The sequence below is a fragment of the Mycobacterium sp. NAZ190054 genome (assembly GCF_001545925.1).
Taxonomy (GTDB): Bacteria; Actinomycetota; Actinomycetes; order Mycobacteriales; family Mycobacteriaceae; genus Mycobacterium.
Map to the genome: position 1 here is coordinate 1 of NZ_LMVQ01000015.1, position 17,096 is coordinate 17,096.

The following is a 17,096-nucleotide window of genomic DNA, read 5'->3' on the forward strand; positions in this document are numbered from 1 at the left end:
CGGCCGCGCGCTGCTCGGCCAGCCGCTGCGCAGCCGCGGCGAGCTCGGTCTGCGCGGCCTGCAGCTTCTCCAGCAGGCGGGCCGCATGCAGGCTCCGCTTGGCCAACAGCTTGCCTGATTCCTCGGCGACTTTCCGGTGGGTCTCGCAGTCGCGGATGGCCTGCTGGTGGGCCGCGGTGGCCTCGACGAGCTCCAGCCGCTGCGCCGCCGGGTCCAGCGACCCGTCGGCGTCGAAAAGCCCTTCCTCGGCGGGCATCCGGGCCTGCAGCTCTTTCAGGCGGGTTCGCAACTCGTCGATGGAGTCGTCGGCGGTCAGCGCCTCCAGGACCGCGCGCACCTGCTGCCGGGCCGCACGCAGGTCGCGCCGGCGCTGATCCAGCGCGCGGGCGGCCTCGACGTCGGTGACCCCGGCCGCCTGCAACGACTCGGCCAGGCCGGCTCGCGCACTGTCGAGCACCGTCTGGGTGGCGGCCGCGGACGCACCCGGCACCACCTGCACGGACAGCACACCGGGCAGGTCGACCGCGGTGGCGGATCCCGTCGCGGCGGCCCATGTCTGGCCCGCGCGCAGGGTCACGTCCTGCCCGCCGATGCGGACCTCGACGTCGGCGGCGGCGGTGACCTCGATGTGGGCCGAGGTCTGCTCGACGGCGGCGGCGGCCCGGTCGACGGCGGCCGCGGCGCTCTCGATGGCGGCCAGCCGCGCATCGGTGAGCGTGATCGCCGCCAGGTCGTTCTGCACCGTGGCCAGTTCGCGTTCATGCCGTTCGATCGCGGCGATGCGGGTGGTGAGGCGGTCCATCTCCTCGCGGTCGGCCAGCCGCTGCACCGCACCGCGTGCCGCGTCGACCCGCTCCTGGCTGGCACTCAGGGCGGTTCGCGCCTGTTCGGCAGCCTCCTCCGCGGCGACCTGCATCTCCTTGGCGGTGTCCAGTGCGTCGGCGGCGGTGTCGTTTTCGGCCTGCAGCACCGCTACCGTCGCCGTCCGCTCGTCGATGTCGGCCCGCGCGCGGCGCCGCTCGGTCAGCACCGCGGTGGACGCGGTGTGCGCGGCCCTGGCGGCATCGGCACGCACCGTCGCCTGGTCGAACTCGCCCTGCAGCACCGCGACGGCCGCGGCTGCGCTCCGTGCGCGGTCGAGCCGCTCTGTGGCAGAGGCGCATTCCCGCGCCAGCCGGGACAGGTCGGCGGTCATCCTGGCGTGGGTGCGCACCGCTTCGTCGACCTCGGCCATCGCGGCCGCGCAGCGTGCCACGTCCTCGTCGGCGGCGCGCAGCCGCGCGGAGGCGGCCGCCCATTCGCCGGTGGCGCGGCCGGTCAAGGTGAAGTAGCGCCGGTACTCCTCCTCGACCCGGTCGATCAGCAGGCTCTCGACGTTCCCGGGGCCCGCCGCGGGCACGTCGTCGACCTCACCGGCCACCACGTCCAGCGCCCGGGACAGCGCATCGCACCCCGAGAGCTCCGCGGCCGACGTCGGCGCCGACTGCAGCACCCGCTGGGCCTGCCACAAATCCAGGTCCACGGACTCGGCGAGAATCGCGCGCACGCGTTCGTGCGCCTCGTCGCCGGTGAGCTGCTCGCGCCGCGGGGTCAGCACGGTCAGTTCCGTCTCGGGCCGCTTGTGGAAGCGCTTGCGGTACACGAACCGGTAAGGACCCGCGGAGATCTCGGCCGTCACCTCCGCGCCGACGTCGGCGTGCGTCGGCTTGACCTGTTTGACCTCTTTCCGGCTGGAGCGGTCCTTGGACTCCAGCAGCAGGTCGAGCGCTTCGAGCATCGAGGACTTGCCGACCTCGTTCGGGCCGCTGACCACCACCACCCCGCGATCGGGAAACTCGATGTCGCGGTGGGTGATTCCGCGGTAGTTCGTCAGGACCAGTCGGTGCAGCTTCACGCCGCGCCCCCTTCGGTGAGGCGCAGCAGCAGCGCCAGCGCCGCGCGCGCGTCCTCGGCGTCGTCTCCGGCCGACCGCGCCGTGGCAACCAGCTCGTCGACCGCGGCGGCGGCGAAGCCACCGATCCCGAGGTCGTCGAACTCCCCGTCGGCCGGCATCACCGCGAGGTCGGTCTCCTTGTCCCACGGCACCAGCGCCGCGAACAGCCGGGCGTAGCGATCGAGGCACGCGTCCAGTGCCGCCCGGTCGGTCACCGTCAGGGATCCGGTCAGCCCGAGCCGGATCACGGTGCGCTCCTTGTCCGGCATCTGGTCGAGGTTGATGTCGAGATCGGCGACGTCGCGGTTGTCGTCGACCGCGTGCCGCAGGGACATGAACCGCCAGGTGCCGACCCGGCGCGCCTCCACCTGGACCGGCCGGCTCGCCTCCGATTCGTCGATGTCGACGACCAGCACGTTCCCCGGGTCGGGTTCGATGTCGTCGTAGTTGGTGACCTCCGGTGAGCCCGAGTACCAGACCCGTCCGCTGGTACCGACGCTCATGCGAGAGTGCTTGTCCCCCAGCGCGACGTAGTGGACCGCGCCGCGCTCGATCGCGGCCTCCACGCCGGCGAGCGCGATCAGCGACGGCCGGTCCTTGTCCGGGACGTGGATGTCGACGGCACCGTGACCGACGACGACCCGGGTCACGCTGCCCGCGGACAATCCGTCGAGGACCCGGCCCACCAGGTCGGTGGTGGGCGCCTTCGAGAACCACGGCGCGGCCACCAGCTCCAGCCCCGGACGGACCTCGTGCACCCCGGCCCGGTCGAGCACCACCACGTTGTCGGGCTTCTCGGAGGTGAACAGCGCGCTGGTGTACACCGACGACGCATCCAGCGGATCGTGGTTGCCGGGCAGCAGATACACCGGGACCGGGATGGCGCGCATCGCCTCCAGGGCGGTGCTGACCTCGCGCGGGGCGAGCTGATTGTGTTCGAAGACGTCCCCGGCGACGACGACGAACTCGGCGTCCACCTCCCCGGCCAGCGCACCCAGCGTTGCCACCGCGCTGCGCCGCGACGCCGAATAGCGGGGCTGCGCATCACCGTTGAGGTAATGACGGGTCATTCCCAACTGCCAGTCAGCAGTGTGCAGAAATCGCATCTCGCCCCGCCCCCTCCGCGTCGTCACCGGCTGTGTCTGTCATGGCATGGCTACTGTAGGGCCGCCCCCCGACAAGTCCGTGGACGCGCACCGGCATGGCCTACGGTTGACCGATGAGCGACCGACACCGCACCCTGCTGTTGCTTCGCCACGCCAAGTCCGGCTACCCGGACGGGGTCGTCGACCACGACCGTCCGCTGGCGGCGCGCGGCGTCCGGGAGGGCGCCCTGGCCGGCGACTGGCTCAGGGCGAACGTGGGTCAGGTGGACGCCGTGCTGTGCTCGACGGCGACACGCACCCGCCAGACCCTGGAGCGCACCGGCATCACCGCACCCGTGCGGTACGTCGACCGCCTCTACGACGCGACGCCGGGCATCGTGATCGAGGAGATCAACGCCGTGCCCTCCCACTTCGACGGGGACGTCTCGACGCTGCTGGTCATCGGGCACGAGCCGGTGATGTCGTCGCTGGCGCTGGGTCTGGCCGACAACCCGGACGTCGACAACCCTGCCTACCAGAGCATTTCGGCGAAATTCCCGACGTCGGCGATCGCGGTGCTGCACACCGCGGCCGCGTGGGAACACCTCGCGTTACGGGGAGCCGAGCTCGTCGGCTTCCACGTCCCGCGCTGAACCGGCCGGGGTCAGGCCCGGGTGGCCAGCGTCAGCTCCATCAACTTGATCGCCATCCCGCAGGCGTCCATCCCGGGGGTCTGGGGGTTGACCCACCAGCCGACGACACCGGCGGCATCGCTGGCGACGCCGCACGACCCATTGGGATCGTTGGGCCGCATCACAATCGATGAGATGCCCGCGACCGACCGGTTCTCGATCTGGTACTCCAGCTGTTCGGCCACGCCGCGCTCGTTGTCGAGGCTGCCGGTCTCGAACCAGAAGCGGGTGATGTCGACGAGTCCGGCCGGGTTGGCGGCCTGCCAGCGGCAGATCGCGCCGACGAACGTGCTCTGGATGTCCAGCGGGTCGGCGCCGACCGTCTCGGCGAGGATGTCCTCGGTGAGGACCTCGCACTCCTTGAGCAGGTTCGGGTATTGACGCTCGGAGTTGTCGTTACGGGGCACGGGGCCGGTCCCGGATTTGGCGGCGGTGCCTTCGACCGTCTGTGTGCAACCGGTCAGCACGGCCAGCCCGGCCAGCGCGGCGATCGCTCCTGTGAGCAGGCGTCGGGTCATCGCGAATTCACAATCGACTGGCGGGTGAGCTCCTTGGCCACCTCGCACGGGTCCGGATACGGCGGCTGCGCGTAACTGATCGACCATTCGATGAAGTCGTCGTCGAACTGGATGCCGACCTCACACAGGTTGACGCCGATCTCCGGGTCGGGGTCCTCGTTGATCCCGATGAAGCCGTCGTGGCCCTCGATGCTGAGGTCCTCCACGCTGGTCCGCGACAGCTCCATGGTCTTGCGCTCGCGGCCGATCGGGCTGCCGCGGAACCACGAGAACGAGAAATGCGGCCCCAGGATCGATCCACCGGAGAGCCACTGGCACCCGACCGAGGTCTTCGCGGTGTTCACCAGACCGGGTACCTCGGTCAGCCTCATGATCTCCTCGTCGCTGACGCCACCGCATTCGGGGAAGAACGGTCCGTGCGCAACGCTCTGCTGCGGCGCCTCGGTCGACGGCACGGCCGGGGTCTGCGGCTCGGAATCGGAGCACCCGGCGAGCACCGGGAGCACGGCCGCGGCGGCGACGGCCAGCGACCTGCGCACGCGACGGGCAGATACCGGCGCCGTCGGCCGACGGTGTCCACGGAAGCTGGGGTTCACGCCATGCACTGTAGCGGCAGCCCTCGGCGTCAACCACCGACATGCCGACTGACCTGCCCATTTATCGGATTCTCAGGTGTGGCGAACCCTCGCTCGCAGCGGGGCCCGGCAATCGGTGTGGGACAGTAGCGGGATGCTCTGGGGGCTGCTCCGCCGGTACGCACGGCCCTACCGCCGGCTGCTGACGATCGTCGCGTCGCTCCAAGTGGTCAGCACGCTGGCGACGTTGTACCTGCCCACGGTCAACGCCGCGATCATCGACGACGGTGTCGCCCGAGGCGACCTGCGCCGCATCGCCGAACTCGGACTGGTGATGCTGGCCGTGACCGGGTTGCAGGTCATGTGCGCGGTGGGTGCGGTGTACTTCGGGTCGCGCGCGAGCATGGGCGTGGGCCGCGATCTGCGCGCGGCGATGTTCCATCACGTCACCGGATTCTCGGCCGAGGAGACGGCGCGGTTCGGCGCGCCGTCCCTGCTGACCCGCACCACCAACGACGTCCAGCAGATCCAGCTGCTGGTCCAGCTGACCTGCACGATGCTGGTCACCGCGCCGATCATGAGCGTCGGCGGCATCGCCATGGCGATCCACCAGGACGCCGGCCTGTCGTGGCTGCTGGTGGTCAGTGTGCCGGTGCTCGCCCTGGCGAACTACTGGATCGTCTCGCATCTGCTGCCCGTCTTCCGCAGGGTCCAGGGCCAGATCGACGGGATCAACCGGGTGATGCGGGAACAGCTGACCGGGTTGCGGGTGGTGCGCGCGTTCGCCCGGGAACCGTTCGAGCGCAACCGTTTCGCCGAAGCCAACACCGCGCTGGCGGGCAGCGTGCTGGAAGCCGGGCGCTGGCAGGCACTGATGCTGCCGGTGACCACGCTGGTGATCAACATCTCCAGCGTGGCGTTGATCTGGTTCGGCGGCATGCGCATCGACGCCGGTCAGATGCAGGTCGGGTCGCTGATCGCGTTCCTGTCCTACTTCATGCAGATCCTGCTCGCGGTGTTGATGGCGACGTTCATCCTGGTGCTCATCCCGCGCGCGTCGGTGTGCGCGGAGCGGATCACCGAGGTGCTCGCGACCGAGCCCGCGATCACCAACTCCCCCACCGCGGCGTCCCCGGCCGCCATCGCCGGCGAGATCCGGTTCGACGCCGCGACATTCAGCTACGCCGGCGCCGACCGCCCCGTGCTGCAGGACGTCTCGTTCACCGCCCGCCCGGGCACCACCACCGCGATCGTCGGGTCCACCGGCTCGGGCAAGTCGACGCTGGTGTCGCTGATCTGCCGGCTCTACGACGTCACCTCGGGTGCGGTGCGCGTCGACGGAGTCGACGTGCGCGACATCGACATCGACCGGCTGTGGGACGCGATCGGACTGGTGCCCCAACGCGGCTACCTGTTCTCCGGCACGGTCGCCGACAACCTGCGGTACGGCCGGCCCGACGCCGACGACGACCAGATGTGGGCGGCGCTGCGGGTCGCCTGCGCCGACGACTTCGTCGGCGCCCATCCCGACGGATTGTCGATGCGGGTCACCCAGGGCGGGATGAACTTCTCCGGCGGTCAGCGGCAGCGGCTGGCGATCGCCCGCGCCGTGATCCGCGATCCGGCGATCTACCTGTTCGACGACGCGTTCTCCGCGCTGGACGTACACACCGACGCACGTGTCCGCGACCACCTGCGCGCCGTCTCCGCCGCGGCCACCGTGATCATTGTGTCTCAACGTATCTCGACGGTGTCCGGCGCCGACCTGATCGTCGTCGTCGACGACGGCCGGGTGGTGGGGTCGGGAACCCACGAGCAGCTGATCCAGAGGTGTCAGCCCTACCGGGAGTTCGCGGACTCGCAGTCGGTGCCGGCGGGCGAGCGATGAGCGGCCCGCTGGCACGCCCGATGCGGATGGGCGAGCCGCCGCAGACCCGGTCCCGCGATTTCAAGGGTTCGGCGATCCGGCTCCTGAGACGACTGACTCCGCACCGTCGGCTGACCGCCGCGGTGATGCTGCTCGGCGTCGGCGGCATCGCCGTCGGGGTGATCGGCCCGCGAATCCTCGGGCACGCGACCGATCTGCTGTTCAACGGGGTGGTGGGCCGCCAGCTGCCCGCGGGCCTGACCAAGGAGCAGGCGGTCGAGGCCGCCAGGGAACGCGGCGACGGGACCTTCGCCGACCTGTTGTCGGGCATGGACGTGGTGCCCGGGCAGGGAGTGGACTTCGGCGCAGTCGGCCGTACGCTCGCGCTGGCTTTGGGCCTGTATCTGGTTGCGGCGCTGATGGTCTGGATTCAGGCCCGGCTGCTCAACGTGGTGGTGCAGCGGACCATGGTGATGCTGCGCGCCGACGTCGAGGACAAGGTGCACCGGCTGCCGCTGCGGTACTTCGACTCGCGGCAACGCGGCGAGGTGCTCAGCCGGGTCACCAACGACGTCGACAACCTGCAGCAGTCGCTGACGATGTCGATCACCCAGCTCCTGACCTCGGTGCTGACGGTGATCGGCGTGCTGGCGATGATGTTGACGATCTCGCCGCTGCTGACCCTGCTCACCGTGGTCACGGTGCCGTTGTCGCTGTGGGTCACCCGCTCGATCGCCAAGCGGTCCCGCAAGCTCTTCGTCGAGCAGTGGACCAACACCGGCAGACTCAACGCCCACATCGAGGAGACCTACAGCGGCTTCACCGTCGTCAAGACCTTCGGCCACCGCGCGCATGCCGAGGAGCAGTTCCGGGAACTCAACGACGACGTCTACCACGCCAGCTTCGGCGCCCAGTTCCTGTCCGGGCTGGTCTCGCCCGCGACCATCTTCATCGGCAACCTCAGCTACGTCGCGGTGGCGGTGCTCGGCGGCATCCAGGTGGCCACCGGGCAGATCACCCTCGGCGGCATCCAGGCGTTCATCCAGTACGTCCGCCAGTTCAACCAGCCACTCACCCAGATCGCCGGCATGTACAACACGCTGCAGTCCGGAATCGCCAGCGCCGAGCGGGTATTCGACCTCCTCGACGCCGACGAGGAGGCGCCGGACCCGCCGGCCGCGCTACCGTCCGGCAACGGCGGACGGAGCGGCCGGGTCGAGTTCGAACGGGTGCGGTTCGGGTACCGGCCCGACGTCCCGGTGATCGAGGACCTCTCGCTGGTCGCCGAACCCGGCACCACGGTCGCGATCGTCGGGCCGACCGGCGCGGGCAAGACCACGCTGGTGAACCTGTTGATGCGGTTCTACGACGTCGACGCCGGCCGGATCCTGCTCGACGGCGTGGACATCGCGTCGGTGAGCCGCGCCTCACTGCGTTCACGCATCGGGATGGTGCTGCAGGACACCTGGCTGTTCGCCGGCACGATCCACGACAACATCGCCTACGGGCGGCCCGAGGCCGGCCGCGACGAGGTGATCGAAGCGGCCCGGGCCGCGTACGTCGACCGCTTCGTGCACACCCTGCCCGACGGATACGAAACCCGCATCGACGACGGCGGCACGAACATCAGCACCGGGGAGAAACAGCTCATCACGATCGCCCGGGCGGTGCTGGCCCAGCCCCGGTTGCTGATCCTCGACGAGGCGACCAGCTCGGTGGACACCCGCACCGAGGTGCTGATCCAGCGCGCGATGAGCCGGCTGCGCCGGGACCGGACGAGCTTCATCATCGCGCACCGGCTTTCGACGATCCGGGATGCGGACATGATCCTGGTGATGGAGGCGGGCAGGATCGTCGAGCGCGGCAGCCATGACGAGTTGATGGCCAGGCACGGCGAGTACTGGACCATGGCGAGCCGCTGACGTTTGAGCGCCCCGCTCAATCGCATTCGCCGGACGGCCGCGGACGGCTCGGGCACCATGACGGCATGAGCCGCACCGTGCACACCTTCTGCCGGTACTGCCTGGCCTCGTGCGGTGTGGAGGTCACCGTCGACGGCGACCGTGTCGTGAAGATCTCCCCCGACAAGCAGAACCCGCACAGCTGGCGGGATTTCTGCGCCAAGGGCCGCACCGCGCACCAGGTCGTCGAGCATCCCCGCCGGATCGTGGCACCGATGAAGCGGGTGGGCGACCGCTACGTCCAGACCGGCTGGGACGAGGCGATCGCGGACATCGCCGCGCGGATGAACGCGGTCGTCGACGCCGACGGGCCCGACGCGGTGGGCGCGTACTACGGGAACCCGGCCGGCTACTCGTCGTCGAACCTGATGTTCATGAACGGCTGGCTCGACGCCGTCGGGACGTTCAACCGCTACGCGGTGGGTTCGGTCGACCAGAACGCGATGCACGTGGTCGCCGAGAAGATGTACGGCTCGGCGCTGCTGGCACCGGTGTCCGACGTCGACAACTGCGACTACTTCCTGTTGGTCGGCACCAATCCCGCTGTGAGCGCATGGAACTGGCTGGAATCGGTGCCGGGCGGGTGGCGCCGCGCCCTGGCCCGTCAACGACGGGGCGCCACCATCGTGGTCGTCGACCCGCTGCGCACCGAGTCCGCGCAGCGGGCCGACGTGCATCTGGCGGTGCGGCCGGGGCAGGATTGGGCGCTGCTGCTGGCGATGGTCAAGGTGATCCTGGACGAGGGCCTGGAACACCGCGCCGACTGCACCGGTCTCGCCTCCGGCACGGACCGGCTTCGCGACCTGGTGGCCGGCGCCGACCTCGACGATCTGGCCGCCCGCTGCGATCTGCCGCGAGCGCAGATCGTCGATGTCGCAAGGGCGTTCGCGGCGGCGCGGGGGGCGATGGTGGTGACCCGGACCGGGGTGTCGCTGCATCTGGCGGGCACGGTCGGCGAGTGGCTGGGTCACGTGCTGAACGTGATCACCGGCCGCATGGACCGGCCGGGTGGACGACGGTTCGAACCCGGATATGTCGACGCGCTGCGGCTGGCCGATCTGGCCGGCACGAGGCCGCACACCAGCCGGCTGCGCGGACGGCCGCTGGTGGCCGGTGCCCACGCGTTGAGCGAGCTGCCCGACGAGATCACCACGCCGGGGCGCGGACAGATCCGTGCGCTGGTGATCAACAGCGGCAATCCGGTGGTCTCCGGACCCGACGGCGCGAAGCTGGATCACGCGCTGTCACGACTCGATCTTCTGGTCGCGATCGATTTCGTGCAGCGCGAGAGCCACCGCCACGCGCACTGGCTCCTGCCCGCGGTGCACTGGCTGGAGCGCGACGATCTGTTGACGTTCACCAGCAACCTGCACGACGAGCCCTACCTGCACTACGGCGTGCGCGCGGTCGACCCGCCGGCGCAGGCCAGGCAGGAGTGGCGCATCTTCGTCGACCTGGCGCTGGCGATGGACCGTCCCCTGTTCGGGGCGCCGGGACTCAACGGGTTCGTCAAGGCCAGTCGACGGCTGGCGCGGCTGACCGGCAGAGCCGGCCTCGAATTCGGCCCGCAGTGGGTCGACCGGCTGTTGGTGGCGACCGGCCGCAAGGTCGACGGCCGCCGGATCCGCTGGCGTGACGTCGTCGCACATCCGCACGGCTGGGTGCTCGGGCCGCGGGAGTTCGGGCACTTCCGGAAAGCGTTGCGCACCCCCGACAGGAAGGTGCATGTCGCCCCGCCCGAATTCGTCGCCCGCACCCGCGAACTGCTCGCCGAGCCGGTGCCGCATCCCCCTCCGGACCATCCGTTCCAGCTGGGCAACCGGCGCAACCGGCACTCGATGAACTCCTGGCTCAACGAGCTGCCGGGTCTGCACCCGTCCGGCAGGGGCAGCCACGTGGTGATCCATCCCGAGGACGCGGCGCGGCTCGGGATCGGCGACGGCGACCGCGTCATGGTGCACAGCCCCGTCGGCGCGGTGGAACTGCGCGCTTCGGTCAGCGACCTGCCGCGGCGAGGGGTCGTCGTCATCGACCACGGCTGGGGCTCGAGGGTGTTCGACCCTCTCACCGGATCGGAACCGCGGGTCTACGGCGTCAACCGCAACCTCCTGGTCGACGGCACCGCGGTGGACCCGCTGTCGCAGACCGCGGCGCTGAACTCCGGCTACGTGGCCGTCACACCGGCTTAGAGCTGCGGGCCCTCCGCGCGCAGGTCGTCGACCTCGCGCATCGCAGCGCGCAGTTTGCCCAGCCATTCGTCGGCGTGCTCGCCGACCAGCCGCACCGACCACGCGAGCGCGTCGGAGCGGGACCGGGCCACGCCGGCGTCGACGAGCGTGTCGAGCACCCGCCGCTCCGGCTGCCGCAGCCGGGTCATCACCGGGACGGCGAGGTGGGTGAACAGGATCCGTTCCGGCTGCTGGTCGTCGGCGCCGTGAATCTCCACGCCCCAGGCCACCTTGCGGCCGTAGCGGGCCTCCGCCTCGTCGGCGATCTGCATTCGCTCGGCGCGCGTCTGCTCGCGGAAGCGGGCGGCGCGTCCCGACGCGCGGGCTTCGCTCTCGGGGTTCTCGGAGTCGGGGAGACGACCGATGACGGTGATCTCTTCGCGGTCGACGATGACCTCGGGGTCACCGGCGAACCAGTTGTCGGGCAGGCGGCCGGCGAACCAGTCGCCGGCGTCGGCCGCGTCGGGTTGATCGGCCTGCTGCCAGCCACCGGGGCGACCGGAGCGTCGGCCATGAGGATGATGTCGCATGATTACATGCTTACACCGTTAAAGATCGGTTGGTGCGATATTCACCGACGGCTGAATCCCGGTCGGCGCCGCGGAGACGGCCCTTAGGGTTGGTGCAGCACACCTGTGAGGAGGCGGCCGTGACAGGACCCGGACAAGGCAGTTGGCAGCCCGACCCCGAAGGTCGGTTCGACTACCGATGGCACGACGGACGGCAGTGGACCGATCAGGTGTCCCATCACGGACAGTTGCAGCGGTCACCGCTGGGCGGCGCGCCCGCCCCGCAGGCCCCGCAGCAGTATCCCGGTCAGCATCAGGTGGAGGCGGTCGCCGGTGGGCCCGGTTTCGCCGCCGGGGGTGACGGATTCGCCGGTATCAGCGGCGATCTCGTCGACGGCCGGTTCAGCGAGAAGGAAGCCAAACCGATCGCGAACCAGAACACCAAACTGCTGCGGGTGCGGCTGGGCGAACCGTTCATGGCCCGGCAGGGCTCCATGGTGGCCTACCAGGGCAACGTCGAATTCGCCTTCGAGGGCGGCGGGGCGTCGAAGTTCCTCAAGAAGGCGCTGACCGGTGAGGGGCTTCCGTTGATGCGGTGCCAGGGCCAGGGTGACGTGTTCCTCGCTGACCGGGCCTACGACGTGCACCTGCTCAACCTGACCAACTCCGGGCTGTCCATCAGCGGCAAGAACGTACTGGCATTCTCGTCGAGCCTGGACTGGAACATCGAGCGGGTCAGGGGCGGCAGCATGGTGGCCGGCGGGCTGTTCAACACCACGCTGCGCGGCACCGGGTGGGTCGCGCTGACCACCGACGGGCCACCGGTGGTGCTCAACGCCGCCGAGGCGCCGACGTTCGCCGACACCAACGCCGTGGTGGCCTGGTCGGCGAACCTCCAGACGCAGCTGAAGACCAGCTTCAAGGCCGGCGCGCTGATCGGCCGCGGCTCCGGTGAGGCGATGCAGGTGTCGTTCTACGGCAACGGTTTCGTGATCGTGCAGCCCTCCGAGGGCATCCCCGCCACGACGCCCCAGTAGGTCAGAGCTCCAGCAACACGGTGACCGGGCCGTCGTTGACGAGCTCGACCTGCATGTCGGCCCCGAAGACGCCGCACGCCACCTCGGCGCCGAGGTCGGTCAGCGCCGAGGCGAACATGTCGACCATCGGCTCGGCGACCGCACCCGGCGCGGCGGCGTTCCACGTCGGCCGCCGACCCTTGGTGGTGTTCCCGTAGAGCGTGAACTGACTGACCACCAGAATCGGCGCGCCGATGTCGGCGGCCGACTTCTCGTCGTCGAGAATCCGCAGCTGCCAGAGCTTTTCGGCCAACCGCCGCGCCTTGGCGGGGTCGTCGTCGTGGGTGACGCCGACGAGCGCGAGCAGGCCCTGGCTGCGCGGGCGGATCTCACCGACCGTCTCGCCGCCGACCGTCACCCTGGCCGAAGTCACCCGCTGCACGAGGATTCGCATCCCGAGAACCTACAGTGAGCCCAAGATCTCCCTCATCGTCGCGATCTCGCGCTGCTGCGTCTCGATGATGGCGTGCGCCAGGTCCACCGCCTGCGGGGCCTGACCGCTGTCCACCTCGGTCTGCGCCATTCGGACCGCGCCTTCGTGGTGGGCGATCATCCCGGTCAGGAACAGACGGGCGGCCTCGACACCCTGCGCCTGCCGCAACTGTTCGAGTTGCTCCTCGGTCATCATGCCCATCCCGGCGTGATCGACCGCGCCGCCGCCCATGTCATGCCCTTCGTGGCCGGACGGCGCGGGCACACCCCAGTCGGTCAGCCACTGCCGCATCGTGTCGATCTCCGGACCCTGGGCGGCCTTGATCTGCTCGGCCAGTTGAGTCACCCGCGGGTCGATCCCGTCTTTGCCCAGCATGATGTCGCTCATCACGACGGCTTGTTCGTGATGCGGGATCATGTCGCGGGCGAAGGTGGCGTCGGCGTCGTTGTGCACCTGAGCGCCGTCGGCCGCCTGGGAGGTCGTCTCCTGCTCGTGTGTCGTGTGCTCACTCTCGGTGGCCTGCGTCCCGCCGTCGCCGCAGCCGGCCAGAAGCAACGCAAGCGTGGCGCCCACGGCGCCCGCCCCGGCCAGCACACTGCCTTTCGACACCATTTCCTGCTCCCTTCCCATGGAGTCGATACCCTAGGGGGTATGGTACATATTGGTCGTCACAACGTGAACAGGAGCCCGATGAGCACTACCACCATCACCGTCGAGGGTATGAGTTGCGGCGGATGCGCCAATTCCGTCCGCGCCGAGCTCACCCACATCCCCGGCGTTCTCGAAGTCGAGGTCGACGTCACCAGCGGTGCGGTGACGATCGGCAGCGACAGCCCCGTCGACCCCGCGGTCATCCGCGCGGCGGTCGAAGAGGCCGGCTACTCGTTGGCGGGTTGATCGGCATGGCCGCCCCGGTGAAGATCGCCGCCTTCGTCGCCATGCTTGCCGTGGTGTTCGCGGCCTCGCTGTGGGTCGGCCACGCCGTCGGCCCCTCCCCCGGCGTGGCGGTGCCCGCCGGCGAGACACAGACCCATGAGGGGGAGCACCGGTGAACACCGTCGAACTCACCATCGGTGGGATGACCTGCGCGTCGTGCGCGGCGCGGGTGGAGAAGAAGCTGAACAAGCTCGACGGTGTCGCCGCCACGGTGAACTTCGCGACCGAGAGGGCGCGCGTCGAATACGGGGAGCAGATCTCCCCTGAGCAACTCGTCTCGGCCGTCGAGTCGGCCGGCTATCAGGCCGCGCTGCCCGAACGCGCCGCCGAACCGGCCGAACCCGCCGAGGACCCGGCGGCGGCGCTGAAACGGCGCCTGCTGATCTGCGTGGCGTTGTCGGTTCCGGTGATGGCGATGGCGATGGCGCCGGCGCTGCAGTTCACGTACTGGCAGTGGCTGTCGCTGACCTTGGCCGCGCCCGTGGTGGTGTGGGGCGCGTGGCCGTTCCATCAGGCTGCGTGGACCAACCTGCGCCACGGGACCGCCACGATGGACACGCTGATCTCGGTCGGCACGCTCGCCGCGTTCGGGTGGTCGCTCTATGCGCTGTTCTGGGGCACCGCCGGCATGCCGGGGATGACGCACCCGTTCGAGCTGACCATCGCCCGCACCGACGGCAGCGGCAACATCTACCTCGAGGCCGCCGCCGGGGTCACGACGTTCATCCTGGCCGGCCGCTACTTCGAGGCGCGGGCGAAGCGACGGGCCGGCGCGGCACTGCGGGCACTTTTGGAACTGGGTGCCCGCGAGGTGACCGTGCGCAGAGCCGGTGCCGAGCAACGCATTCCGATCGAGCAGCTGACGATCGGCGACGAGTTCGTGGTGCGTCCGGGCGAGAAGATCGCCGCCGACGGCGTTGTCGTGGAGGGCGCGTCGGCGGTCGATGCGTCGATGCTGACCGGGGAGTCGGTGCCGGCGGAGGTGCAGCCCGGCGATCAGGTGGTCGGTGCGACGGTGAACGTCGACGGCCGTCTGGTGGTGCGCGCCGAGCGGGTGGGTGCCGACACCCAGCTGGCGCAGATGGCACGTTTGGTCGAGGACGCCCAGAACGGGAAGGCGCAGGCGCAGCGGCTGGCCGACCGGATCTCCGGGGTCTTCGTGCCGGTCGTGATCGCGCTGTCGGTGGCCACGCTGGGTTTCTGGGTCGGCAGTGGGCAGTCGCTGGCCGCCGCGTTCACCGCGGCGGTGGCGGTGCTGATCATCGCGTGCCCGTGTGCGCTGGGCCTGGCGACACCGACGGCACTGATGGTGGGCACGGGCCGCGGCGCGCAATTGTGCATCCTGATCAAGGGGCCCGAGGTGCTGGAGGACACGCGACGCGTCGACACGGTGATCGTGGACAAGACCGGCACCGTGACCACCGGGAACATGACGTTGGTCGACGTGTTCGCCGGCGACGGGGAGCAACCGGACGAGGTGTTGCGAATCGCCGGTGCGGTGGAGAACTCGTCGGAGCATCCGATCGCGCGCGCCATCGCGTCGGGCGCACTGGAGAAGTTCGGCGAGCTGCCCACGGTCGCGGGCTTCACCAATCTGCGCGGCCTCGGTGTGTCCGGCGAGGTGGACGGGCATGCGGTCGTGTTGGGCCGGGTCCGGCTGCTGGCGGACCGGGCGGTCGACGTCCCGGACGACGTCCGTGCCGCGGTTGCGCAGGCCGAGGCCGACGGCCGGACGGCGGTCGTCGTGGGCTGGGACGGACGCGCCCGGGGCGTGCTGATGGTGGCCGATGCGGTGAAACCCACGTCAGCGGAGGGCATTTCGCTGCTGAAGCAGTTGGGCCTGACGCCGATCATGGTGACCGGTGACAACGAGGCGGTCGCGCGTGCGGTCGCCGCCCAGGTCGGCATCGACGAGGTGGTCGCCGGGGTGCTGCCGCAGGACAAGGTCGACACGGTCAAGCGGCTACAGGCCGACGGCAAGGTGGTCGCGATGGTCGGCGACGGTGTCAACGATGCGGCCGCGCTGGCGCAGGCCGATCTGGGGCTGGCGATGGGCAGCGGCACCGATGTCGCGATCGAGGCCAGTGATCTGACGTTGGTGAGCGATGACCTGCGCGCGGTCCCGGATGCGATTCGCCTGTCCCGCAAGACGTTGAGCACGATCAAGGGCAACCTGTTCTGGGCGTTCGCGTACAACGTCGCGGCGCTGCCGCTGGCCGCGGCGGGACTGCTCAATCCGATGATCGCCGGCGCCGCAATGGCTTTCAGCTCGGTGTTCGTGGTGAGCAACAGCCTGCGCCTGCGTGCGTTCACTCCGTCGCGCTGAGCTACGGGCCTTCGTCGTCTTCGGGGAGTAGGTGGCGCACGTGGTGGTAGCCGTTGACGCGGTGCTGCCCTGTGTCGAGTTCGGGTGGGGGGATCCATTCGGTCTGGTTTTTGGCGTTCTTGCGGGTGGTCCAGCCGGTGTTCTCGATCATCCGATTGTCCGGCCCACAGGCCAGGGTCAGATCATCGATATCGGTCTGACCGTCGTCCTTCCAATCCTTGACCGCGTGATGGACCTGGGCCCAGTACCCCGGCACCGTGCAGCCCGGCCGGGTGCAGCCCCGCTCCCGGGCGTGCAGCACCAACCGCTGCGCGGCGTTGGCCAACCGTTTGGCCCGACCCAATACAGGGACTGGCCGGTGTGCCCGTCGAACACATACAGATAGTGATGCGCCTCGGCGGCCATCCGGATCAGATCCCGCATCGGCAACAGGCTGCCGCCGCCGGTGACCGCCACCCCGGCGCCCTTCTCCAACTCCTGCAACGTCGTCGACACGATCACCGTCACCGGCAGCCCATTGTGGCTGCCCAGGTCACCCGATTCCAGGCTGCGCCGCAGCAGGGCCTTGAGGCCGTCGTGATTGCGCTGCCCTGCGGTGCGGGTATCACGACCGCCGTCGGGGTCCTCCTGGCCGCCGTCCTTGGCCGGCTCCTCGGCGGGCAGGTTGGCTCCCGGGGCGGCCTCCTTGGCCAGGGCCGCGTCCAGATAGGCCCGGGTCTCGGCGTCGATGTAGCCGGAGATCTTGGACAACCCGTCGCGCTGCTGCTTGCCGATCTTCACCCAGCGCTTGCGGGCCCGCTCCTGCTCGGTGGGTTCGGGGCCGTCCTGATCGGGCGTGTCAGATGGTTTGTGTAGGAGCTGCATGAGCCAGATGGAGCACGATGATGTCCATGGTTGTTCGGCAGGACAGTCAGGCCGGTGACGGCGATAACGACGATGAGATAGACCGGCTGGATT

The 17,096-nt window shown here is 69.8% G+C and carries 15 protein-coding genes and 1 pseudogene; 8 read left to right on the top strand and 8 right to left on the bottom strand.

Features of this window, described 5'->3' with window-relative positions; translation table 11 throughout:
- On the bottom strand, positions 1 to 1,894 hold a 1,894-nt coding region (locus ASJ79_RS01835), incomplete at its 3' end, for an ATP-binding protein (protein ID WP_067952654.1).
- Positions 1,891 to 3,039 (bottom strand): exonuclease SbcCD subunit D, encoded by a 1,149-nt coding sequence (locus ASJ79_RS01840; RefSeq protein ID WP_067952656.1) that lies wholly within the window; start codon positions 3,037 to 3,039, stop codon positions 1,891 to 1,893. The genes ASJ79_RS01840 and ASJ79_RS01835, both read right to left, overlap by 4 nt.
- A gap of 113 nt (positions 3,040 to 3,152) precedes the next feature.
- On the opposite strand from ASJ79_RS01840, the gene ASJ79_RS01845 reads away from it, so the two are divergent.
- Complete coding sequence (locus ASJ79_RS01845) at positions 3,153 to 3,671, top strand: histidine phosphatase family protein (RefSeq protein WP_067952658.1); 519 nt, start codon at positions 3,153 to 3,155, stop codon at positions 3,669 to 3,671.
- Positions 3,672 to 3,682: 11 nt separating this feature from the next.
- Here the strand turns inward: ASJ79_RS01845 and ASJ79_RS01850 are convergent, their stop codons facing one another.
- Both ASJ79_RS01850 and ASJ79_RS01855 read right to left on the bottom strand, forming a co-directional pair.
- Entirely contained in the window at positions 3,683 to 4,228 is a 546-nt protein-coding gene (locus ASJ79_RS01850) for a DUF3558 domain-containing protein (protein ID WP_067952660.1), read from the bottom strand.
- On the bottom strand, positions 4,225 to 4,833 hold the full coding sequence (locus ASJ79_RS01855) for a DUF3558 domain-containing protein (protein WP_067952662.1): 609 nt from the start codon (positions 4,831 to 4,833) through the stop codon (positions 4,225 to 4,227). Before ASJ79_RS01855 ends, ASJ79_RS01850 begins: the two co-directional genes overlap by 4 nt.
- Positions 4,834 to 4,957: 124 nt before the next feature.
- Here ASJ79_RS01855 and ASJ79_RS01860 point away from each other — a divergent pair, with 124 nt between their 5' ends.
- The 3 genes from ASJ79_RS01860 (at position 4,958) to ASJ79_RS01870 (ending at position 10,820) form a co-directional block, all read left to right on the top strand.
- The gene (locus ASJ79_RS01860) at positions 4,958 to 6,691 is read left to right on the top strand and encodes an ABC transporter ATP-binding protein (protein ID WP_067952665.1); all 1,734 of its coding nucleotides are present in this window, start codon (positions 4,958 to 4,960) and stop codon (positions 6,689 to 6,691) included.
- A complete protein-coding gene (locus ASJ79_RS01865) occupies positions 6,688 to 8,592 on the top strand; it encodes an ABC transporter ATP-binding protein (protein ID WP_067952671.1) in 1,905 nt (634 codons plus the stop codon). The genes ASJ79_RS01860 and ASJ79_RS01865 overlap by 4 nt, the downstream gene beginning before the upstream one ends.
- 65 nt (positions 8,593 to 8,657) lie before the next feature.
- Entirely contained in the window at positions 8,658 to 10,820 is a 2,163-nt protein-coding gene (locus ASJ79_RS01870) for a molybdopterin-dependent oxidoreductase (RefSeq protein ID WP_067952673.1), read from the top strand.
- Here ASJ79_RS01870 and ASJ79_RS01875 read toward each other — a convergent pair.
- Positions 10,817 to 11,389, bottom strand: a complete 573-nt coding sequence (locus ASJ79_RS01875) for a hypothetical protein (protein WP_067952674.1) — start codon at positions 11,387 to 11,389, stop codon at positions 10,817 to 10,819. The two genes, ASJ79_RS01870 and ASJ79_RS01875, sit on opposite strands and share 4 nt — an antisense overlap.
- A gap of 119 nt (positions 11,390 to 11,508) precedes the next feature.
- On the opposite strand from ASJ79_RS01875, the gene ASJ79_RS01880 reads away from it, so the two are divergent.
- A complete protein-coding gene (locus ASJ79_RS01880; protein ID WP_067952683.1) occupies positions 11,509 to 12,405 on the top strand; it encodes an AIM24 family protein in 897 nt (298 codons plus the stop codon).
- A gap of 1 nt (position 12,406) precedes the next feature.
- On the opposite strand, the gene dtd is transcribed toward ASJ79_RS01880, so the two are convergent.
- Both dtd and ASJ79_RS01890 read right to left on the bottom strand, forming a co-directional pair.
- A complete protein-coding gene (gene dtd / locus ASJ79_RS01885) occupies positions 12,407 to 12,838 on the bottom strand; it encodes a D-aminoacyl-tRNA deacylase (RefSeq protein ID WP_067952675.1) in 432 nt (143 codons plus the stop codon).
- Between the two features lie 9 nt (positions 12,839 to 12,847).
- Entirely contained in the window at positions 12,848 to 13,489 is a 642-nt protein-coding gene (locus tag ASJ79_RS01890) for a DUF305 domain-containing protein (RefSeq protein ID WP_067952677.1), read from the bottom strand.
- Between the two features lie 78 nt (positions 13,490 to 13,567).
- On the opposite strand from ASJ79_RS01890, the gene ASJ79_RS01895 reads away from it, so the two are divergent.
- The 3 genes from ASJ79_RS01895 to ASJ79_RS01900 are packed head-to-tail and all read left to right on the top strand — an operon-like array spanning position 13,568 to position 16,139.
- Positions 13,568 to 13,774 (top strand): heavy-metal-associated domain-containing protein, encoded by a 207-nt coding sequence (locus ASJ79_RS01895; RefSeq protein ID WP_067952678.1) that lies wholly within the window; start codon positions 13,568 to 13,570, stop codon positions 13,772 to 13,774.
- 5 nt (positions 13,775 to 13,779) lie between these two features.
- A complete protein-coding gene (locus ASJ79_RS32985; protein WP_197420040.1) occupies positions 13,780 to 13,929 on the top strand; it encodes a hypothetical protein in 150 nt (49 codons plus the stop codon).
- Complete coding sequence (locus ASJ79_RS01900; RefSeq protein WP_067952681.1) at positions 13,926 to 16,139, top strand: cation-translocating P-type ATPase; 2,214 nt, start codon at positions 13,926 to 13,928, stop codon at positions 16,137 to 16,139. The genes ASJ79_RS32985 and ASJ79_RS01900 overlap by 4 nt, the downstream gene beginning before the upstream one ends.
- A gap of 1 nt (position 16,140) precedes the next feature.
- Here ASJ79_RS01900 and ASJ79_RS01905 read toward each other — a convergent pair.
- Positions 16,141 to 16,970: pseudogene (locus ASJ79_RS01905) on the bottom strand (DUF222 domain-containing protein); the annotation flags it as partial.
- Between the last annotated feature and the right edge of the window lie 126 nt (positions 16,971 to 17,096).